Origin of the sequence: Bradyrhizobium pachyrhizi (genome assembly GCF_029714545.1) — a bacterium.
Taxonomy (GTDB): domain Bacteria; phylum Pseudomonadota; class Alphaproteobacteria; order Rhizobiales; family Xanthobacteraceae; genus Bradyrhizobium; species Bradyrhizobium pachyrhizi.
In genome coordinates this window covers 546810-567807 of record NZ_CP121667.1, presented here as the reverse complement: position 1 = coordinate 567807, position 20998 = coordinate 546810, and the positions used below count along the sequence as shown (strand labels likewise).

Genomic DNA, 20998 nt, shown 5'->3' with positions numbered 1-20998 from the left:
CCTCAGTTCAGGCCGGCCGCGCGTGCCAGCGCCGCATCGAGCTCCGGCCGTGCCGCGTTGCGGAAGCGTGCGGCGACATAGCCGTCCGGCCGCAGCAGATAGGCGGTGCCGGGCTCGGCATCATACCGCTTGCCGGCAAGGCCCTGCGCGTCGACCAGCCCGCCCTCGCCGCCGATCCGGATGCTGCCGACGCCCTCGGGGACGTCGACAGCAGCGCCATTGCCAAACTCCAGCAGCGTGAAGCGCGTTCCCTGCCTGATGAAAACGTCGGTCAGATAGGTGGAACCGCCGCCCCGCTCCGTCACCGGCGCATCCGGCATCGAGGCGCCGGGCCGCGGGCCGCCGCGCCAATCGTCGCGATCGCCGCTCGACAGCGGCGTGTCGTAGACCGACGGCACCGACAGCCGCCCGCCATTGACCATGCGCTTGCCGAACTCGGTATCCTTGGCAAGCGACAGCACGGCCTGACGCAGCCGCGCTTCCTGTTTCGTCACCGGCGCCATGAAGTCGGTCGAGCGGGTCGACTCGCGGATGTTCTCATCCGCCGCCGCGCTGCGCTCGATCTGATAGCTCTCCAGCAAGCCCTCCGGCGACAGCCGGCGCAGCACGCGGTCGAGCTTCCACGCCAGATTCTCGGCGTCCTCGAGCCCGGAATTGGCGCCGCGTGCGCCGAACGGCGAGACCTGATGCGCGGAATCCCCGGCGAAGATCACCCGGCCGTGGATGAACTTGGCCATCCGGCGGCACTGGAACTTGTAAAGCGAGATCCATTCGAACTCGAACTTGTCGTGCCCGAGCATGCGCTCGATCCGCGGCCGGACATTCTCGGGCTGCTTCTCGGCCACCGGATCGGCATCCGGATTGAGCTGCAGGTCGATCCGCCAGATATCGTCCGGCTGCTTGTGCAGCAGCGCGGAGCGTCCGGCATGGAACGGCGGATCGAACCAGAACCAGCGCTCGGTCGGAAACGCCGCCGTCATCTTGACGTCAGCGATCAGGAACTGGTCCTCGAACACCTGGCCTGCGAATTCCGCGCCGACCATCTGCCGCAGCGAGGAACGGGCGCCATCGCAGGCGACCACGAAGGTCCCGTGCACCTGGTAGGAGCCGTCGGGAGTTGCGATGGTCAGCGCAACGCCATCGTTACGGCTCTCCAGCGCGATCACCTTGTTGCGCCAGCGCAGGTCAATTTCAGGCAGTTGCCCCACCCGGTCGACCAGATAGGCCTCGGCATAGAACTGCTGCAGGTTGATGAAGGCGGGCCGCTTGTGGCCTTCCTCAGGCAGCAAATTGAATTGGTAGAGCTGCGAGGCGCCGTGGAAGATCTTGCCGACGCTCCACACCACGCCCTTCTCGACCATGCGGTCGCCGACCCCGAGACGGTCCCAGAACTCAAGCGAGCGCTTCGAGAAGCAGATTGCGCGCGAGCCTTCGCCGATCCGGTCGGCATCGTCGAGCAGCACCACGCGCTGGCCGCGCTGCGCAAGATCGATCGCGAGCGACAATCCCACCGGCCCGGCGCCGACCACGACGACGGGATGCTCCGCGACATTGGCGCCCGAGCGCTCCTGGTCGGGGTGACGGCGATAGCCGAACTGGGTTTTGGCCTGTGCCGTGTTGGCGTGTGCCATTGCGTGACCCTGGATGTTTCCCTTGCGCCGCGGCCTCTGGCTGCGGTTCTGTGTGACCGGCCCGCGACCGGGACCTTGCGAGCCGGCCGCGACCTTGCTAAATTAGTCTCACTTGCAACTATCTTAAACCCCCAGTCGGGGCTGCCGTCAACTCAAATTGGAGAGATTTTTGGCACGGACCTCTGCAAGCCAGCCTCCAGCCCGCCCGCGCAGTGCCGTGGAAGCGGAGGTGCGCGACACTATCGCGCCGACCAAGAAGCGCCTCGATCTCTTCCATTTCATGCCGTTCCGCCTGAACCGGCTGGCGGCCGAGGTGTCCTCGGCGCTGTCGAGCGAATATCAGGCGCGCTACGGGCTCGACATTCCGGAGTGGCGCGTGCTCGCAACGCTCGGCTTCCGCAGCGATCCCTGCAGCGCGCAGTATATCGCGCACTGCACGCGCACCCATAAATCCACCATCAGCCGCGCGGTGTCGGCGCTGATGGAGCGCGAGATCGTCGAGCGCGTCGAGAACGCCGACGACCGCCGCGAATTCCGCCTGCGACTGACCAAAGCGGGCCAGACGCTATACGAGGAGCTGATCCCGCGCCTGCTGCGCAAGGAACAGGAGATCCTGTCCTGCCTTTCCGCACAGGAGCGCCGCGACCTCGGCCGCCTGCTCGGCAAGGTCGAGAGCAGCCTTGAACTGGTGCAGACCAGCGAAGAGGCCGACGCGAAGGACGTGTATTAGGCCACAGCCATACCTCCGCTGTCGTCCTGGCGAAAGCCAGGACCCATACGCCGCGGCCTGTGTTGTGAACGGGACTCGTCATTCCAGCGAGCCCAACAAAGGACATTTGTGGTTGTGGGTCCTGGCTTTCGCCAGGACGACGCCGGGGTTGGCTTCACGCCCAACTCAACTTAAAACCATGCGGGGCGACGCGCAGTCTCGAAGCCGGGATGAAGTGGAGTGTGCCCTACGCCTTGTCTATATGCTTGGCGATCACCGGAAAATAATTGTCCTTCGATCCCTTGTCGATCGCTTCCTGCAGCACCGTGCCGATCAGCTCCGCGCCGCGGATCTTGATGCCCGCATCGGCAGCGAGCTCCAGCGCGTAGGACAGATCCTTCAGCGCATATTCGGTCGAGAATGCGCGCTCGGGAAATACACCGGGCACGATCGCTTTCATGCCGTGGTTGCGCAGCGCAAAGCTGTCGGCCGAGCCCTTCGACAGTGTCTCAAGCAAGAGCTTCGGATCGACGCCATTGTGCTTCGCCACCGCGACGGCCTCGGCCAGCGCATTCACGGTCTCGAACAGCACCATGTTGTTGAGGATCTTGGTCACCTGCCCGGCGCCGACGTCACCGCAATTGGTGACATCGGTGGCGAAGCAGCGGATCAAGGGCTCGATCGCGGCATAGAGCGCGGGCACCGCGCCGACCATCACGCTGAGCGTGCCGTCCTGCGCCGCCTGCCGCGTGCGCGCGATCGGCGCGTCGGCCCACGCCGCGCCCTTGGCCAGCAACTGCGCGGCGAAATCGCGGGTCTGGCTGACTGACGACGTGCCGAGATCGACCACGACCTGGCCGCTTCTCGTATTCTTCAAAATGCCGTCGCCTTCGAACACCGCGCGCACGTGCCTGGCGCTCGGCAAGCAGAGGAACAGCACGTCGCTCTGCTTGATGACGTCGGCGACCGACGCGGCAACCTCGGCACCGTCGGCGCGCAACCGCTGCAGCGGTTCGGCCGAGAGGTCGAACGCGACAACGCGTTTGCCGCTCTTCCTGACCAGGTTGCGGCAAATCGGCTCACCCATCACGCCGAGGCCGATGAACCCGAGAGTCCTGGTGTCAGTCGTCTTGGTGTCAGTCATATAGCTTCTTCTTTGACGTTTCTTGACGTGTTGCAGACGTGCCTCGCCGATCGGCGAGGCTATTTCGCGAACGATCGCGACGGCGCCAGATGCAGTGCGAACGCATCGACCTTGTCGCTGGCGCGCGGATAGATCTCGCTGACGATCGGATCGTGACCGGGAATGAAGCGGTCCGGATGACCGGCGAGCCGCTCGACGGTCTCCCAGCCCTGCGCCATGTCGCCGACATTGTAGACGATCGGGAACGGGCTGCGCTTGTGCAGGTTCGCATAATAATGCGCGGCGTCCGACGCCAGCACGACCGGGCCGCGCGCGGTCTCGATGCGCACCACCTGCAGGCCGTCGGAATGGCCGCCGACGCGATGCACGGTGACGCCGGGTGCGATCTCGCCGTCGCCGGAGTGGAAGTTGACGCGCTCGCCATAGACGTGGCGCACCATCTGCGTGACGTGCTCGATGGAGAACGGATGGCGCAGCATACCGTTGCACATGCAGCGGCCGGTCGCGTAGCTCATCTCGCGTTCCTGCAGATGGAATTTGGCGTTCGGAAAGCGATCGAGATTGCCGGCGTGGTCGTAGTGCAGATGGGTAACGATGACATCCTTGATGCTGTCGGCGCTGACGCCGAAGCCGGCCAGCGCATCGACTGGGTTGAGCGTCAGCTTGCGAGCGCGCGCCTTGGCCTCCTCGGCGTTGAATCCGGTGTCGACCAGGATGTCGCGGCCGTGGCCACGCACCAGCCAGACGAAATAATCCAGGTCCTGCGCGGTGGTGTCGTGCGGATCGGGCACCAGGAAGTTGAGGTGGGGCGTGCGCGGCGACATCGTCGCATAGCGCAGGGCGTAGATCTCGTAGGCGTTTCCCATCGGTTTCGCTCTTGTTTGCAAGGCCTGTTTTGACGGCTTGTTTTTGAATGGCCTGCCGTCCCGAACACAAAGCCATCGCCTCGCGCAAAGGTCAAACCGCGCAGAGTGCGACGAGCGCATGACAGGGTGGCGAGAGTGAGTGCGATCACATGATCGGCTCGTGGGAACCAGCACCGTGCCGTGATGGCGATGGCCGCCGTGACCGCATGCTGCTGCACTGCGGTCTGGCTGGTATCACCGCGATAAACGATGCTGCCGCAAGCCGTTGACGGGGATTTGGCCGTGGTTTGATAATGGATTTTCGCTAGAGTAAGGTTCCCGAGGCGCAGGCTGGAAGCGGCGCCATTTCACTGGAATGCCGCGATCTGGATTTGCTGCGATTATGAAAATCCGCCTTGCCTTGCTCGCCACGCTGATTTTTTCAATCGCGGCGCCCGCTTTGTCCTTTGCCGCCGGCGACCGTTTCGCGCTGGTCATCGGCAACGCCAAATATCCCGACGCCGACGCACCGCTGAAGGAGCCGGTCAATGACGCCCGTGACGTCGCCGACGAGCTCAAGCGCGACGGCTTCACCGTCGAGGTCGGGGAGAACCTGACCGGCGACGGCATGCGCCGCGCCTTCGACCGGCTCTACGGCAAGATCAAGCCGGGCTCGGTCGCCCTGATCTTCTTCTCCGGTTACGGTATCCAGTCGAACCGGCAGAGCTACATGATCCCGATCGATGCGCAGATCTGGGCCGAGGCCGACGTGCGCCGCGACGGCTTCAGCCTCGAGACCGTGCTCGGGGAAATCAACAGCCGTGGCGCCGGGGTGAAGATCGCCTTGATCGACGCCTCGCGGCGCAACCCGTTCGAGCGGCGCTTCCGCAGCTTTTCGGCAGGGCTGGCCCCGGTGATCGCCCCGAACGGTACATTGGTGATGTATTCGGCCGCGCTGTCGTCCGTCGTCTCCGACAATGGCAACGACCACAGCCTGTTCGTGCGGGAACTCCTGAAAGAGATCCGCACCCCCGACCTGATGGCCGAGGAAACGCTGAACCGCACCCGCGTCGGCGTCACCCGCGCCTCGCGGCAGGAACAGGTGCCGTGGATCTCGTCGTCACTGGCCGAGGATTTCTCGTTCATTCCGGCCGGCACGGGCGGGCCGTCGAACGCCGCGCCGGCACCCGCCGCGTCGCCGTCACCCGAGGTGGCAGCGGCACCGCCGGTCGCACCTCCGCCGGCTCCGCCCGCAGCAACGCCGACACCGCCTGCGGCAACCCCGACGCCACCAGCGGCAACAGCGCCGACACCATCACCGGCGCCGCCGAAGCCTCCGGTCGCGGCAGCGCCGACCGCACCGTCACCCCAGCCCAAGGCGCCCGAGATCGCCCTGCCACCGCCCGCGGCTCCGCCGCCAGTGGTGATCCAGCCCACGCCGGCGCCGAGCAATTCGCCTGTGCTCGCCGATGATCCGACGATCAAGAGCCTGAGCGAAAAGCTGGACAAGAATCCCGATGACGCAGCGGCGCTGTATCGCCGCGGCCAGGTCTATGCCAGCAAGGGGGCCTACGACCTCGCGGTGAAGGACTTCACCAATTCGCTGCGGCTGAACCCGAAGGATGTCGAGGCCTATAACAACCGCTGCTGGGTCCGCACCGTGATCGGCGACCTGCAGGCGGCGCTGAAGGACTGCAACGAGGCGCTGCGGCTGCGTCCGAACTTCGTCGATGCGCTCGACAGCCGCGGGCTGATGAACCTGAAGGGCGGGCAGAACAAGAACGCGATCGCCGATTTCGACGCCGCGCTGAAGATCAACCCGCGGCTGACCTCGTCGCTGTACGGGCGCGGGCTCGCAAAGCAACGCAACGGCGCAGTCGCGGAGGGCGATCTCGATATCGCCAACGCCAAGGCGATGGACCCGAACATCGTCAAGGAATTCGCCGACTACGGCGTGCAGTGACAACGGACGAAGGTCTGCCCGCGGCTCGAACCGCTGACGGAATTGAGCGACTAATCAGAGGGTGCGTGCCGGGCCGCAATGCCGGCAATCAATCTGGATAGTCGTTGGAACCGCGCCAGCCTGCGCAGGAGGGACCGCAATGTTCAAGCCGTCGGCAAAGGCCGCCATCGTTTCAATCATGACCGTTGGCGCCGCGCTGTCGTTTTGCCTGGCGGCCGCCCGCGCCGGTGACGATGTCACCGAGGACCAGATCATCAGGGCGCTGACGCCCGACAAGAAGCCGCTGACCCGCGGCCTTTCGGCCGGCCCGCAGACCACCTCGCCGGAGCTGAACGCAGACCAGGCCAAATTCGTGCAGAGTGTCCGCGGCCGCGCCACCCGCTCGCTGTCCTCGGCCGAGCGCGAGGAAATCGCGACCATCGTCCAGGACAAGCCCAAGATCGACCTCGAGATCAACTTCGACTACAACTCCGCCGACATCAGCGCGAAGTCGCTGCCGTCGGTGCAGGCGCTCGGCCGCGCCTTGACCAATCAGGACCTGAAGGGCTCGACCTTCGTGGTCGCCGGCCACACCGACGCCGCCGGTGGCGAGGACTACAATCAGGGCCTCTCGGAACGCCGCGCCGACGCCATCAAGCGCTATCTCGTCGACAAATACGGCATCAACGGCACCGATCTCGTCACCGTCGGCTATGGCAAGAGCAAGCTGAAGGACCCGAGCCACCCGATGGCGGAGATGAACCGGCGCGTGCAGGTCGTGAACGTGGAAAACAAGGCCACCGCCGCCAAGTGATGGGCGGTGGCGTGGCCCCTTTTTGAGGCTACAATGCGTCCCGCACCCCGGCGGGGCGCATTTGCTTTAGGGCCAATGCTGTTGGGCCGAGACCCAAAGCGGCCCACAGGTGACCCGCCTCACATGTCAGGGCATGATCCGGAACAATGGCACCGGCCTTCCGAATGCCCAGGCAATACGATAGCGAGCGTGATGAGACTTCGACCAACGCCCATGACGCGCCAAGCTCTGGATTGATCAGGCGATGAATTTTTCCCAATACCTCAAGCCTGCGCTCGGCACGGTGTTTTTCCTCGCCCTCGCGATCGCCTATTACGCGTTCGAGCACCGCTCGCATCCGGAGGAGAAGGAGACGCCGGGCCAGGCACTGGTCGTGGTGACGAAGTCGACCAATGCCTGCTTCTCCGACATGGTCCGCGTCACCGGCTTCATCGTGCCGCGCCGCGAGGCGCAGGTGAATGTCGACCAGGACGGCTCCAAGGTCACCGACGTGCTGGTCCGCGAGGGCGATACCGTGACCGAGAACCAGGAACTGGCGCGGCTGACCCCGCCGCCGCAGCAGGCCGCACAGGCCAATGCCAAGCCGCTTGTGCTGCGGGCGCCGGCCGCCGGCCTCGTCACCGAGGTGCGCACCGCGCCCGGTGCGCCGGCTTCGCCGCAGGCTCCCCCGATGTTCAAGATCTCGATCAACAACGAGATCGAGCTCGACGCCGAGGTGCCGGGCTTCCAGCTGCTGAAACTCAATCCCGGCGCCAATGTGCGGATCAGCCGCGACGATGCGCCCGACATGGTCGGCAAGGTCCGCCAGATCTCGCCGCAGATCGACCGCACCACCCAGCTCGGGCATGTCCGCATCACCATCAACAACAATCCGACGCTGAAGGTCGGCATGTTCGCGCGCGCCAATATCGACGCCAAGCGCTCCTGCGGCGTCGCGGTGCCGCGCACCGCGATCGACCGCCTGACCCTGCAGGTCGTGAAAGGCAACACCGTCGAGACCCGCAGGGTGCGCGTCGGGCTGACCTCCGACACCTCGACCGAAATCCTTGAAGGCCTCGACGTCGGCGAAATCGTCGTGGCCGATGCTGGCACCTCGCTGCATGACGGCGACCAGATCAAGACCATGTTCGCCGACGAACTCGATCGCACGCGATCACGGTAATTCGGGCACGCTAATGGCTTTGAACATCTCGGCATGGTCGATCCGGAACCCGCTTCCCTCGATCGTCTTCTCGATCATCCTGCTCGTGCTGGGCTGGGTCTCCTTCACCAAGCTCGCGGTGACACGGCTGCCGAGCGCCGACATTCCGGTGATCTCGGTCGCGGTCTCGCAATTCGGCGCCGCGCCGTCGGAACTTGAATCGCAGGTCACCAAGACCATCGAAGACGGCGTCTCCGGCGTCGAGGGCGTGCGCCACATCTCCTCCTCGATCACCGACGGCCTGTCGGTGACCACGATCCAGTTCGCGCTGGAGACCAACACCGACCGCGCGCTCAACGACGTCAAGGACGCGGTGACGCGCGTGCGCGCCAACCTGCCGCAGAACGTCACCGAGCCCCTGATCCAGCGCGTCGACGTGATCGGCCTGCCGATCGTGACCTATGCCGCGATCTCGCCCGGCAAGACGCCGGAGCAGCTGTCCTATTTCGTCGACGACGTGGTCAAGCGCGCCCTGCAGGGCGTGCGCGGCGTCGCCCAGGTCGAGCGCATCGGCGGTGTCGAGCGCGAGATCCTGGTCTCGCTCGATCCCGACAAGCTGCAGGCAGTGGGGCTCACCGCGGTCAATGTCAGCCAGATCCTGCGCGGCACCAATGTCGACGTCGCCGGCGGCCGCGCCGAGATCGGCAAGAACGACCAGGCGATCCGGACGCTGGCCGGCGCCAAGACGCTGAACGAGCTCGCCGGCACCATGATCCCGCTGTTCGGCGGCGGCGAGATCCGGCTCGACGATCTCGGCACCGTCACCGACACCATCGCTGACCGGCGCACCTTCGCCCGCTTCAACGGCGAGCCGGTGGTCGCGCTTGGCATCAAGCGCTCCAAGGGCGCCAGCGACGTCGTCGTCGCGGCCGCGGTACAGAAGCGGATCGACGCGCTGAAGGTGGCCTATCCCGACGTCGACCTCAAGCTGATCGACACCTCGGTCGAGTTCACCAAAGGCAATTACGAGGCCGCGATCTCGACCTTGTTCGAGGGCGCGATCCTCGCCGTGATCATCGTGCTGCTGTTCCTGCGCGACATGCGCGCCACGATCATCGCGGCGGTCTCGCTGCCGCTGTCCATCTTCCCGGCATTCTGGGCGATGGACCTGCTCGGCTTCTCGCTCAACCTCGTCTCCTTCCTCGCCATCACGCTCTCGACCGGCATCCTGGTCGACGATGCCATCGTCGAGATCGAGAACATCGTCCGCCACATGCGGATGGGCAAGACGCCCTATCGTGCCGCCCTCGAAGCCGCCGACGAGATCGGCCTTGCGGTGATCGCGATCTCACTCACGATCATCGCGATCTTCGCGCCGGCGAGCTTCATGTCCGGCATTGCCGGGCAGTTCTTCAAGCAGTTCGGCATCACCGTGTCGGTGCAGGTGTTCTTCTCGCTGCTCGCCGCGCGCTTCGTGACGCCGATGCTGGCCGCCTACTTCCTCAAGCATCATGACCACGACGATCCACCGCCCGGCCCGATCCTGCGCGGCTATCACAGCCTCGTCACCTGGTCGGTGAAGCACTATTTCATCACCGTGCTGATCGGCTTTGCGATCTTCGCCGCGTCGATCTGGAGCATCACGCTGCTGCCGCAGGGCTTCCTGCCGGCGCAGGACACCGCGCGCTCGCTACTCGCGATGGAGCTGCCGCCCGGCTCGCAGCTCGCCTACACGGAGAAAGTCACCGAGGAGATCGTGGCGCGGCTGCGCAAGCGGCCCGAGGTACGAAGCGTGTTCGTCGACGGCGGCCGGGTGCCGCCGGGCCTCCAGGAAGTCCGCCGCGCCGCGCTGATCATCAACTACACGCCGAAGGCCGACCGCAAGATCACCCAGCGTGAGCTCGAGCTGTCGATCGGCAAGGAGCTCGATAACGTCCCGGATATCAGGTTCTGGTTCCTCGACGAGAACGGCCTGCGCGCGATCTCGCTGGTCGTCACCGGCACCGACAGCAACATCGTCAACAACGTCGCCAGCGAACTCGCGACGCAGATGAAGCGGATTCCGATCATCGCCAACGTGATCTCGGAGACCGCGCTCGACCGGCCCGAGCTGCGCATTCGCCCGCGCGCCGAGCTCGCGGCCCGGCTCGGCGTCTCGACCGAAAGCCTGTCGCAGACCATCCGTGTCGCCACCATCGGCGACGTCGGCCCGGCGCTGGCGAAGTTCGACGCCGGCGACCGCCAGGTGCCGATCCGCGTCCAGCTCGAGGACAATGCGCGCAGCGACCTGCAGATGCTGGAGCAGTTGCGGGTGCCGCTCGGCCAGCGCGGCGAACGCGGCGGCGTGCCGCTGTCCGTGGTCGCCGACATCCAGCTCGACCAGGGCCCGACCAGCATCAACCGCTACGACCGCGAGCGGCAGGCCACCGTCGCCGCCGATCTCGTCGGCAATGCCGCGCTCGGCGACGCCACCAAGCTGATCTACGACCTGCCGGTCATGAAGACCCTGCCGAAGGGCGTGAGGGTCAGCCCGTCCGGCGACGCCGAGAGCCTCGCCGAACTGTCCGACGGCTTCGCCACCGCGATCACTGCCGGCCTGATGATGGTCTATGCCGTGCTGGTGCTGCTGTTCGGCACCTTCCTGCAGCCGATCACCATCCTGTTCTCGCTGCCGCTTTCGATCGGCGGCGCGATCGGCGCGCTGCTGCTGACCGGCAAGCAGCTCACCACGCCGGTGTGGATCGGCATCCTGATGCTGATGGGCATCGTCACCAAGAACGCCATCATGCTGGTGGAGTTCGCGGTGGAGGCGATCCGCGACGGCAAGGCGCGCGAGGAAGCCATGATCGACGCCGGCATGAAGCGCGCCCGCCCGATCGTGATGACCACCATCGCGATGGCCGCCGGCATGACGCCGTCAGCGCTCGCGTTCGGCGCCGGCGGCGAATTCCGCTCGCCGATGGCGCTCGCGGTGATCGGCGGCCTGATCTTCTCGACCGCGCTGTCGCTGGTGTTCGTGCCGGCGATGTTCATGGTGATGGACGACATCGGCGGCCTAATCTGGCGCTTCGGCAAACGGCTCGTGGTCTCGCATGCCGACCACGAGCTGACCCCGAACGAGCACCAGTCCGACGACACCAAGCGGCCGCCCGGCCCGCCGAACATGATCTCGCCCGCCGCGGAATGAGCTGAGCTCGCACCGCGTCGGCGGTGCGACCCGTACGAGATGACGTACTCCAAAAATATCGAAAACAACCGCATGCAAAGGAGCCGACGGCGGCCGGCATTCGACACGGCGACTTGACACGTCGGGCAAATCAGGGGTATTTTTCCAAAATTCCGAAATCGTGCAGGCATCGCTCGCAATGGCCCGGGTGCGGGGAATCTCCGCATACTCCGGCTATCACCATATGCGCGGAGGCGGCTCCTCACCCTAACCCTCTAAGGGCAAGCATCGCTTGTCTCGCTCCCGTAGGAACGGAGCGAGGGAGCGCAGCGCCGTTGCGGTCGCTATTCGACCTAGGGGCGCGTACTCATGAACTGGGAAGCACACTTTCAGGCGCGAACCAGACATGCGACCTGACGGTCAGGGATATCGCCTTTTGACCCACATCAGAAGTCGGCATTTGCGTACCGACGCGACTGGCCGTGCCCAACTGGGACCGTCGACCGCCAGACTCCGGCGCGCTTGATGTGTTGCTTTTATTTTTCCCACCAGCAGCTTATTCTTCGCGTTCCAACTATTGCAAGGGACCTGATGACCGTCCGTCTAAAGGGATTGGGAGCTTGCGCTATCTTTTCGGGGAGTATTCATTCGACGTCGACCGGCGCGAGGTGCATCGCGGGGTAGACGTCGTCTCCGTCGCGCCCCAGGTTTTTGACCTGATCGATTACCTAATCCGCAACAGGGATCGAGTTGTCAGCAAAGACGACCTCATCAGAGCCATCTGGAATGGGCGCATCGTATCTGACGCGGCTCTGACAACCCGGCTGAATGCCGCCCGGATTGCGCTCGGCGATTCCGGCGAGGAACAGCGCTTCATCAAAACACTGCCGCGCAAGGGCTTCCGTTTCGTCGGAGCAGTCCGGGAAGAGCTGGAACAGGTGGACGCAGCAGTTACCGACCACCAGCAGGTAGAACTTCAACAACCCGACCTTGCGCTCCCCGACAAACCCTCCATCGCCGTACTGCAATTTGAGAACATGAGCGTCGATCCAGAGCAAGAATTCTTCGCCGAAGGCATGGTGGAAGAAATCATCACGGCTCTGTCGCGCTTCAGATCGCTGTTCGTCATCTCGCGCAATTCGAGCTTCACCTTCAAGGGCCGCGCAGTCGATATCAAGGAAGTGGGGCGAAGGCTCGGCGTGCGGTATGTCCTCGGGGGAGCTGTGCGGAAGGCGTCAGGGAAAGTTCGCATCACGGGGCAGTTGATCGATGCGGTTACTGGCGCGCATTTATGGGCGGACAGGTTTGAGCGTGACCTGACCGATGTCTTCTCTCTTCAGGACGAAGTTACCCTCGCCGTCGTCTCGGCTATTCAGCCAAAGATGCTTCAAACAGAGATTGCAATGGCGACGCGGCGGCGACCAGAGAACCTCACTGCCTATGACTTTTTTCTCCGAGCCATCCACCAGTATCACCTGACGACCCGCGAAAGTTTAGCCGAGGCGATCAAGCTGGCTCATCGCGCTTTGGAGCTAGACCCGGGGTTCGGCTCTGCGGCGGCTTTGGCAGGTGACTGCCATGCGAGCAACGTCGCTCTAGGGTATGCCAACGATCCCCAGTTCGACTGCAAGGAAGCAGTTCGGCTTGCTCGTTTGGCATTGAGCATCGATGATGGTGATCCGGACACGCTGTCGAGGATTGCAGTAATCTTGGCGGGCATAGTCGGCGATAGCGAAGCCGAGATCGAAATGGCTGACCGGGCGGTCGCGCTCAACCCAAACTCGTGGCGCACTTGGAACAACAGAGGCTGGGTCTATATATTGGCGGGGCTTCCAGAGGAAGCGATACGGAGCTTTGAACGCGCCGTTCGCATGAGCCCCGTAGACCCGCTGCTACACATGACCTTTTTTGGCATTGGGAATGCCCTTTTGAGGCTTAGCCGCTTTGACGAGGCGATCGTACTATTTAAGAAAGCCCTTCGTCATAACCCCTCCTTCACGCCAGCTTACCGCGGCCTTGCGTCCGCCTTCGCCCATCTCGGACGCGACGCTGAGGCGCACGAGGCGGCGGGGCGCGTGCTTGAGGTCGATCCGGCCTTTACAATATCGGCGTGGATCGCCCAGGTTCCCAAACACTCAACGCTGTTTGTTGAGGGTCTTCGGAAAGCGGGGTTGCCCGAATAACCCGCTGCGTAGAATGTCCGCTTCTGGCTCATTGCGTTGTGGACGCCGGCATCGGAGGTCTGCTTTTGGCCCTTAGCTGACATGTCCAAGCACGCCTCTTTTGTCCGCTTCTGACGGTAATGCGGACGCCGCTCGGGAGGATGGACTTATAGGTACACGTCCTTCCTCGTCGCGCACTAATAGAGCCGCGTGCGATAGGCCTCTTCCATCGCCTTCTCGGCGACCTCGACCTCGATCGCGGCGGTCTGCTCGGCGATGATTCGGCCAAGCGTCGGAAAGCTGTGGCGCTCGACCTGCGCGGCGGGATTCCAGAGCTTCGAGCGCATCAGCGCCTTGCCGCAGTGGAAGTAGGTCTCGTCGACATGCACCTTGAGCCCGATGATCGGCGTGACGTTCTGCACCGTCAGCGGCGTCAACAGATCCGGCTCCTGCGAGATCTCGGCCCGCCCGTTGACGCGCAGCGTTTCGTTGATGCCGGGCACCATGAAGATCAGCCCGATCCCGGGCGACGCGATGATGTTGCCGAACGTATCGACTCGGTTGTTGCCGCGCCGATCCGGGATCAGCAGCGTCTTGTCGTCGAGCACGGAGACGAAGCCCGGCGCATCGCCGCGCGGACTGGCGTCGGCATGACCCTTGCCGTCGCTGGAAGCAATGACGAGGAACGGCGACAGCGCGATGAAGTCGCGGCAGAACTTGTCGAGATGGTAGAGCACCTTTTTCTCGGCGAGCGGGCTCAATTGCCCGAAATGCGCACGAAGATCCTCCTGCGATTTGACCGGCGGCTTGCCGCCTGCATTCTGGTCACCCATATCGAACCTCCCGTTTGGTTTGTCTCAATTCGTTGAGCATGATCTTGTCGGAAAACCGCTTCGCACTTTTCCGGATCATGCTCTATACCGCGTCGATGCCACACCAACTCGCGACGAAGAGGGCATAGGCCTTGGTGACCTTCTTCAGCGAATCGAGCTGGACCCGTTCATTGAAGCCGTGCGCGTTCTCCATCCTGGCGCCGAAGCAGAATGCGGGAACACCATAGTCCAGGCCATAGAAGCGTGCATCCGTCAGCGCGGTCGAGGGAAAATCAGTCAGCTTGCGCCCGAACACATGCTCGTAGACCGAGCCGAGGACCGCCTCGCTCTCCTGAACCTCGGTCGCTTCATAGCCCGGCGACAGGAAGCCGGACCAGACGATCTCTGGCGGATTGTTGGCGAGGAACGGATGGGCCCTGGCGGCCTTGGTCACGCACGCGACGATCTCGGCCTGGCCGTCGGCGATTTTCCATCCCGGCAGGATGCCGATCCGGCAATCGACGTCGCACCACGCCGGCACGCTGGAGGCCCAGTCGCCGCCCTTGATGATGCCGGGATTGAAGTTGAGCGGGTGATGCACCGCGCCGAAGTAGCGATGCGACTTGGCACGCTCGTTCCACTCCGCCTCGAGCGCGTCGAGATGGCCGATCAGATGATAGGCGGCGCGGATGGCGTTGGAGCCGGTGCCGGCACGTGCGACATGGACCGGGATTCCGCGAACCTTGAGGCGAAACCAGATCACGCCGACCTGGGCGCGCATCAACCGTTCCTCGGTCGGCTCCGGCAGCAGGCAGGCATCGGCACGGTAACCTCGCTGCAACGTCGAGAGCGCGCCGAGACCGGTGCTCTCCTCCTCGATCACGGATTGCAGATGGATGCGGCCCTTCGGCGCAAAGCCCGCGGCCTTCACCGCATCGAGCGCGTAGAGCGCGGCAATGGTGCCCGACTTCATGTCGCCGGTGCCGCGGCCATAGAGCCAGCCGTCCTCGACCACCGGCTGGAACGGGGGCCGCTCCCACATGTCGAGCGGCCCGACCGGCACCACGTCGCAATGCCCCTGAAGGATCAGCGAGCGTCCCTCCTCGCGCGCCGGCCGATAGGTGCCGACGACGGTCCGCGCGCGGGAAAAATCGGTCTCGACCGGCCCGTAGCCGGGCAGCGTCTTCAGTTCGTCCTGATTGATCACCCAGTCGTCGATCTCATAGCCACGCTCGCGCAGCAGCTTCGCGAACATGTCCTGGCACGGACCTTCCTGGCCGCGCGTGCTGGGAATCGACGAGAAGGCGATCGTGGTCGCGAGCTGCTGCTCGAAGGCGGCGTCGACAGCCGCCTCGATGCGCTCGCGCGCGCCGGCCGGAAGGGGGACTGAACGGCTGTCGGTCATGAATTGATCCTTGCTGTGGGGCGTGCATCGGCCGCGACCGCCAGGCCCGGCTGGTCGAAGAAATCGCGCCCGGGAATCGCGTCGAGCAGATCGCGAGTGTAGGCTTGGCGCGGCGCGGTGAACACTTCGGCGGTGGTGCCTTCCTCCACGATACGCCCCTTCTGCAGGACGATGACGCGGTCGGCGATCTCGGCGGCGATCCGCAAATCGTGCGTGATGAAGATCATCGCAAGCCGCATCTCCCGGCGCAACTCGGCGAGCAGCGCCAACACCTGGGCCTGCACCGAGACGTCCAGTGCCGACACCGCCTCGTCGGCGATCAGAACCCGCGGTTTCAGCGCCAGCGCCCGCGCGATGCAGATGCGCTGGCGCTGGCCGCCCGAGAATTCGTGCGGGTAGCGATCGGCGGCGGTCGCCGACAGACCGACCCGCACCAGGAGCTTGTTCGCCTGGGCCATCGCCTCGGCCCGCGACGTGCCATAGGCCATCGGACCGCGCGCGATGGCATCGCCGACCTTCTGGCGTGGATCGAGACTGGCAAACGGATCCTGGAACACGATCTGGAGCTGGCGCCGCGCCTGGCGCAACGCCTCGCCGCGCAGCTGCCGGAGATCCGCGCCGCCAAAGCGGATGGCGCCGGCGTCAGGTTCGGTGAGCCGCATAATCATGCGCCCGAGCGTCGACTTGCCGGAGCCGGATTCGCCGACCACCGCGAGCGTCTCGCCCTCGTGCAGCGTCAGCGAGACGCCATCGGCGGCGACCACCTCGCGCGGCGGCTGCAACCAGCCGCGCTTGACCCGAAAGGTCTTTTGCAGGCCGATGACCTCCAGCAGCGGCTCGGGACGCGCGATGGCCTCGTGGATGCCGGCGAGGCGCGCCTTCGGCACCGCGTCGATCAATTCGCGCGTGTAGGCGGCCTGCGGACTGCGAAGCACCTCGCTGGCCGTGCCCTGCTCGACCACCTTGCCATGGCGCAGCACCACAACGCGATCGGCAACGTCGGCGACAACGCCGAAATCATGGGTGATCAGCAGCACGCCCATGCCGCGCTCGCGCCGAAGATCGTCGATCAGGTGCAGGATCTGGCGCTGGGTCGTGACATCGAGCGCGGTGGTCGGCTCGTCCGCGATCAGGAGCGCGGGGCGGTTGGCCATCGCCATCGCGATCATCACGCGCTGACGCTGGCCGCCGGAAAGCTCGAACGGGTAGCTCTTTTCGAGCAACTGCGGATTCGGCAGCCCGACCTGGGTCAGCAGCGTCAGCACCCGCTCGCGGAGTTCGGTCACCGAGGGCGCAGGCCGCTGGTGCGCCAGGATCATCTCCTCGATCTGTCTGCCGACGCGCTTCAGGGGATTGAGCGAGGACAACGGCTCCTGAAAGATCATCGCGGCGTTGCCGCCGCGCAGCTTGCGGAGAGCGCGGCCGTCGAGCTTCGATGGATCCTGCCCTGCAACCGTCACGGCGCCGGACGCGATGTCGACACCCCGCGGCAACAGCGACAGCACCGCATGCGCGATCATCGACTTGCCGGAGCCGGATTCCCCGACCAGGCAAACCACCTCGTTGGGCCTGATTTCAAACGACACATTCTCGACCGCGAAGGGCCGATCGCCCCCCTTGGGGAGCGCGATCGAGAGGCCCTCGACGGCAAGAACGGGCGCGCCGGACTGCATGGCTTCGCTCATGAGCGGCGCCTCGAGACGCGCGGGTTGAGGACATCCGACAGTCCCTCGCCGAACAGGTTGATCGCCAGCACGGTGACGAGGATGGCAAGGCCGGGAAACACGCTCATCCACCACGCGTTCCGGATCACGGTGCGGCCCGCGCCGATCATGAAGCCCCACGACATCAGATTGGGGTCGCCGAGCCCCATGAAGGACAGCGCGCTCTCCAGCAGGATCGCAGTGGCCACCGTCAGCGACGTCACCACCAGGATCGGCGAGATCGCGTTCGGCAGGATATGGCCGAGCACGATGCGCCAGGTGCGTTCACCCTGGCACAGCGCGGCCTCGACGAATTCGCGGTGCCGCAGACGGAGGAATTCGGCGCGCGTGAGCCGCGCCAGCGGCGGCCAGCTCACCGCGCCGATGGTCAGGATGATCGTCAGCAGCGACGGATTGAAGGTCGCGACCAGCAGGATGGCCAGCACGAAGGCCGGAATGGTCTGGAACAATTCCGTCATCCGCATCAGCACCAGATCGACCTTGCCGCCGAAATAGCCGGACATCGCGCCGATCACGACGCCGATCGCCATCGCCGCGAGCGCCGAGGCGATGCCGATCAGGAGCGACACGCGTGCGCCATAGGCGACGCCGGCGGCGACGTCGCGGCCGAGCGTGTCGCCGCCGAGCCATAATCCGTCCTCGCCGGGCGGCGTGAACGGCGCGCCGACCATCTCCCAGGGCGAGACCGGAAACGCGATCGGCGCGATGACCGCGACGACAACAACGACCAGCAGCAGGACGAGGCCGATCATTCCGCTCGGATGACGCAGGAAGGCGCGCACCGTGTCCATCACGCCGCTCCCGTGGTCATGCGGGGATCAATCAACCGGTAGACCAGGTCGGTGAGCAGGTTGAGCGCGATCACGACGATCGAGAGGATCAGGAAGATGCCGAGCAGGACCGGATAGTCGCGCTGCAGCAGTGCCTCGAAAGTCAGGCGACCAAGGCCCGGCCAGGCAAACACCGTCTCGATCACCACAGCGCCGCCGACCAGCGCGCCGGCCTGCATGCCGGCAACAGTGACGACCGGCACCAGCGCATTGCGCAGCATGTGGCCGACCACGATGCGCGTTCCGGACAAGCCCTTGGCGCGCGCGGTCTTGATGAAATCCTGCTGCGCGACCTCGATGATCGAGGATCGCATCAGCCGCGCATAGATCGCCAGATAGATCGCCGCCAGCGACGTGACCGGCATGATCATGTGTTTCATGATGTCGAGCGCATGCTCGACCGGCGAGAGCTGGACGTTGATGGTCTCGTAGCCGAACGGCGGCAGCCAGCCGAGCGTCACCGAGAACACCAGCACCAGCATCAGGCCGAGCCAGAACACCGGCGTCGCGTAGAGCACGAGCGAGAGCACGGTGAACACCGTGTCGAGCACGCTGCCGGCCGCGAGCCCGGCCAGCGCGCCGAGCGCGGTGCCGATCAGGAGCGCGAGGCAAAAGGCCGTGACGGTCAGCAACAGCGTCGCCGGAAGCCGTTCGAGGATCAGATCGACGACCGGACGGCGCTGGCGATAGGAATAGCCGAGATCGAGCCTGACGACGCGGCCGAGGTGGCTCACGAGCTGCACGAAATACGGCTTGTCGAGGCCATATTCCTTGCGCAGATCGTCGAGCAGCTTCGGATCGGACGCGCCGGATTGCCCGGCCATGACCTGAGCCGGATCGCCGGGCGCGGCGCGCACCAGCACGAAGTTGAACGTCGCGATGGCGAGGATCACGGCGACGAGTTGGGCGATGCGGCTGATCGCCTGAAGTCCGATCGTCGCGGCGCTGCCGAGCCGGGTCACGATTTGTAGACCGACCCAAAGGTTTCGTGCGAGCCGATGCCCGTCGTCACGATGTTCTTGAACGCCTTGTCGTAGATGATGGGATATTCGATCTCGAGCGTCCAGGCCACCGGCACATCCTCGACCAGGATCTGCTGCACCTTGCTATAGAGCTCCTGGCGCCTGGCTTCATCGAGCGTCACCGCGGCCTCGTCGAACAGTTTGTCGACTTCGGGATTCGAATAGCCTTGCGTGTTGGAGAACAGGATGCCCTTCTTGATGTTCGACGAAATATAGGTGCGAGCGACGCCGAGCGCGGGATCGCCGAGCTGGTAGAGCAGATTCTGGGTCATCTCATAGTCCCAGTTGCCGACCTTCTCGGCCCACCCGGCCATGTCGGTGCCGACAAGCACGAGATCGATGCCGACCCGCGCAAAACTCTGGCGGAAGAATTCGCCGGCACGCTGATAGGACTCGCCATAGGGCGGCACGATGTACTTGATCTCGGCGCGCTTGCCATTGGCGCCAGGCTTCAGTCCCATGTCGTCGAGCAGGGCCTTGGCCTTGTCGACCGAAAACTCGTAGCGCTTCACGTTCGGATCGTAGAACCGCGTCTTCGACGAGATCGGTCCGGTCGCCACCTTGGCATTGCCGAAATAGACCCGCTTGCTGAACGCCTCGCGATCGATCAGGTGCATCACCGCCTGCCGGAACCGCTTGTCGTTCATCGGGGCGATGCGGTTGTTCATTTCGAGCCACTGATGCGGCGCGAAATACTCGTAGCCCTTGGTGGTGAATTCGAGATTCTTCTGCGCCTTGAAGCGCTGCACGTCATAGAATTCGACGTCTGACCATTGCACGAGCTGCACCGTGCCGTTCTCGAGCGCCAGCGCGCGCGAGGCCGCATCCGGAATCACGCGATAGACGATCTCGTCGAGATAGGGCTGGTCCTTCTGATAGTAGCCGTCGTGGCGGACGAGATGAACATGCGAGCCGCGCACCCACTCCTTCAGCTTGAAGGGGCCGGTGCCGATCGCCTTGTCGTTCTCCGGGTTCTTGCGGTAGTCGGTGCCGTCATAGATGTGCTTGGGCACGATCGGGGCGGACGTGCAATCGAAGCAGCCGATGAAGGGTGCGAACGGCTGCTTCAGTTTGAACACGACCGTGAGCGGATCGGGCGCCTCCGCCGACGCCACACGGGCGAAATTTTGCCGTGCGCGCGGATGCGTCTCCACCAGCAGCTTCATGCAGCTGAAGACCACGTCCTCCGAGGTCATCGGCTTGCCGTCGTGGAAGGTGATGCCCGGAAACAGCTTGAACGTATAGGTCAGGCCGTCGGGCGAGATCTCCCAGGACTGCGCCATGCCTGGCATCGGCTTGAGATCGGCGCCGTATTTCAGCAGGCCTTCGTAAATCTTGCCGCCGAGCGTCAGGGTCGGCTGCTGCTGGTTCAGCGCGGTCACCAGGACCGGCGGCTCGGGCTGGATGATGGTGTTGAGCGTCCCACCGCGGGTCTGGCCCACCGCCCGCGTGATGCCGAACGGGATGGCTGCACCGCAGGCCAGCATTGCCTTGGTGAATTCGCGTCTGTTCATCGGACCTCTCCGTCTCCGCGCTCTCACATTCGATTTCGGCGAATGCCGCGGGGTGAGGCATTGTTGCCAAACGCTATATCCCGCGCTACCTGAAGGGGGACAACAACCATCGCGATCGGGCCAAGTGGCCCGGAAGA

The 20998-nt window shown here is 64.7% G+C and carries 15 protein-coding genes; 6 read left to right on the top strand and 9 right to left on the bottom strand.

The genetic code is table 11. The features are described 5' to 3' along the window. Positions 1-2: 2 nt before the first annotated feature. Complete coding sequence (locus QA639_RS02600) at positions 3-1631, bottom strand: FAD-dependent oxidoreductase (RefSeq protein ID WP_283089108.1); 1629 nt, start codon at positions 1629-1631, stop codon at positions 3-5. Between the two features lie 169 nt (positions 1632-1800). Between QA639_RS02600 and QA639_RS02595 the strand changes: the two genes are divergently transcribed. After that, positions 1801-2361, top strand: coding sequence for a MarR family winged helix-turn-helix transcriptional regulator (locus QA639_RS02595; protein ID WP_428841133.1), 561 nt, complete (start codon positions 1801-1803; stop codon positions 2359-2361). Between the two features lie 226 nt (positions 2362-2587). On the opposite strand, the gene QA639_RS02590 is transcribed toward QA639_RS02595, so the two are convergent. Then, entirely contained in the window at positions 2588-3484 is an 897-nt protein-coding gene (locus tag QA639_RS02590; RefSeq protein WP_283089107.1) for an NAD(P)-dependent oxidoreductase, read from the bottom strand. A 59-nt stretch (positions 3485-3543) separates the two neighbouring features. Further along, positions 3544-4350 (bottom strand): N-acyl homoserine lactonase family protein, encoded by an 807-nt coding sequence (locus tag QA639_RS02585; RefSeq protein ID WP_157348557.1) that lies wholly within the window; start codon positions 4348-4350, stop codon positions 3544-3546. 382 nt (positions 4351-4732) lie between these two features. Between QA639_RS02585 and QA639_RS02580 the strand changes: the two genes are divergently transcribed. The 5 genes from QA639_RS02580 (at position 4733) to QA639_RS02560 (ending at position 13575) form a co-directional block, all read left to right on the top strand. Further along, positions 4733-6292: a caspase family protein gene (locus QA639_RS02580; RefSeq protein ID WP_028335194.1), complete on the top strand. Its 1560-nt coding sequence runs from the start codon at positions 4733-4735 to the stop codon at positions 6290-6292. A gap of 139 nt (positions 6293-6431) precedes the next feature. Further along, on the top strand, positions 6432-7085 hold the full coding sequence (locus QA639_RS02575) for an OmpA family protein (protein ID WP_157348555.1): 654 nt from the start codon (positions 6432-6434) through the stop codon (positions 7083-7085). Between the two features lie 244 nt (positions 7086-7329). Then, the gene (locus tag QA639_RS02570; RefSeq protein WP_028335192.1) at positions 7330-8247 is read left to right on the top strand and encodes an efflux RND transporter periplasmic adaptor subunit; all 918 of its coding nucleotides are present in this window, start codon (positions 7330-7332) and stop codon (positions 8245-8247) included. A gap of 13 nt (positions 8248-8260) precedes the next feature. After that, positions 8261-11413: an efflux RND transporter permease subunit gene (locus QA639_RS02565; protein ID WP_157348554.1), complete on the top strand. Its 3153-nt coding sequence runs from the start codon at positions 8261-8263 to the stop codon at positions 11411-11413. Positions 11414-12012: 599 nt separating this feature from the next. Then, complete coding sequence (locus QA639_RS02560) at positions 12013-13575, top strand: winged helix-turn-helix domain-containing tetratricopeptide repeat protein (RefSeq protein ID WP_283089106.1); 1563 nt, start codon at positions 12013-12015, stop codon at positions 13573-13575. A gap of 176 nt (positions 13576-13751) precedes the next feature. Here QA639_RS02560 and QA639_RS02555 read toward each other — a convergent pair whose 3' ends face one another. From QA639_RS02555 to QA639_RS02530, 6 genes are all read right to left on the bottom strand, one after another. Next, positions 13752-14387, bottom strand: a complete 636-nt coding sequence (locus tag QA639_RS02555; protein ID WP_028335189.1) for a pyridoxamine 5'-phosphate oxidase family protein — start codon at positions 14385-14387, stop codon at positions 13752-13754. A gap of 82 nt (positions 14388-14469) precedes the next feature. Then, positions 14470-15771, bottom strand: a complete 1302-nt coding sequence (locus tag QA639_RS02550) for an ArgE/DapE family deacylase (protein WP_283089105.1) — start codon at positions 15769-15771, stop codon at positions 14470-14472. Then, positions 15768-17456 carry a dipeptide ABC transporter ATP-binding protein gene (locus QA639_RS02545; RefSeq protein ID WP_283089104.1) on the bottom strand — a complete coding sequence of 563 codons (1689 nt, stop codon included), beginning with the start codon at positions 17454-17456 and terminating at the stop codon, positions 15768-15770. The genes QA639_RS02550 and QA639_RS02545 overlap by 4 nt, the downstream gene beginning before the upstream one ends. Next, complete coding sequence (locus QA639_RS02540; protein WP_028335186.1) at positions 17453-18286, bottom strand: ABC transporter permease; 834 nt, start codon at positions 18284-18286, stop codon at positions 17453-17455. The genes QA639_RS02545 and QA639_RS02540 overlap by 4 nt, the downstream gene beginning before the upstream one ends. After that, positions 18286-19287 carry an ABC transporter permease gene (locus QA639_RS02535; protein WP_028335185.1) on the bottom strand — a complete coding sequence of 334 codons (1002 nt, stop codon included), beginning with the start codon at positions 19285-19287 and terminating at the stop codon, positions 18286-18288. The genes QA639_RS02540 and QA639_RS02535 overlap by 1 nt, the downstream gene beginning before the upstream one ends. Further along, complete coding sequence (locus QA639_RS02530; RefSeq protein ID WP_283089103.1) at positions 19284-20861, bottom strand: ABC transporter substrate-binding protein; 1578 nt, start codon at positions 20859-20861, stop codon at positions 19284-19286. The genes QA639_RS02535 and QA639_RS02530 overlap by 4 nt, the downstream gene beginning before the upstream one ends. Between the last annotated feature and the right edge of the window lie 137 nt (positions 20862-20998).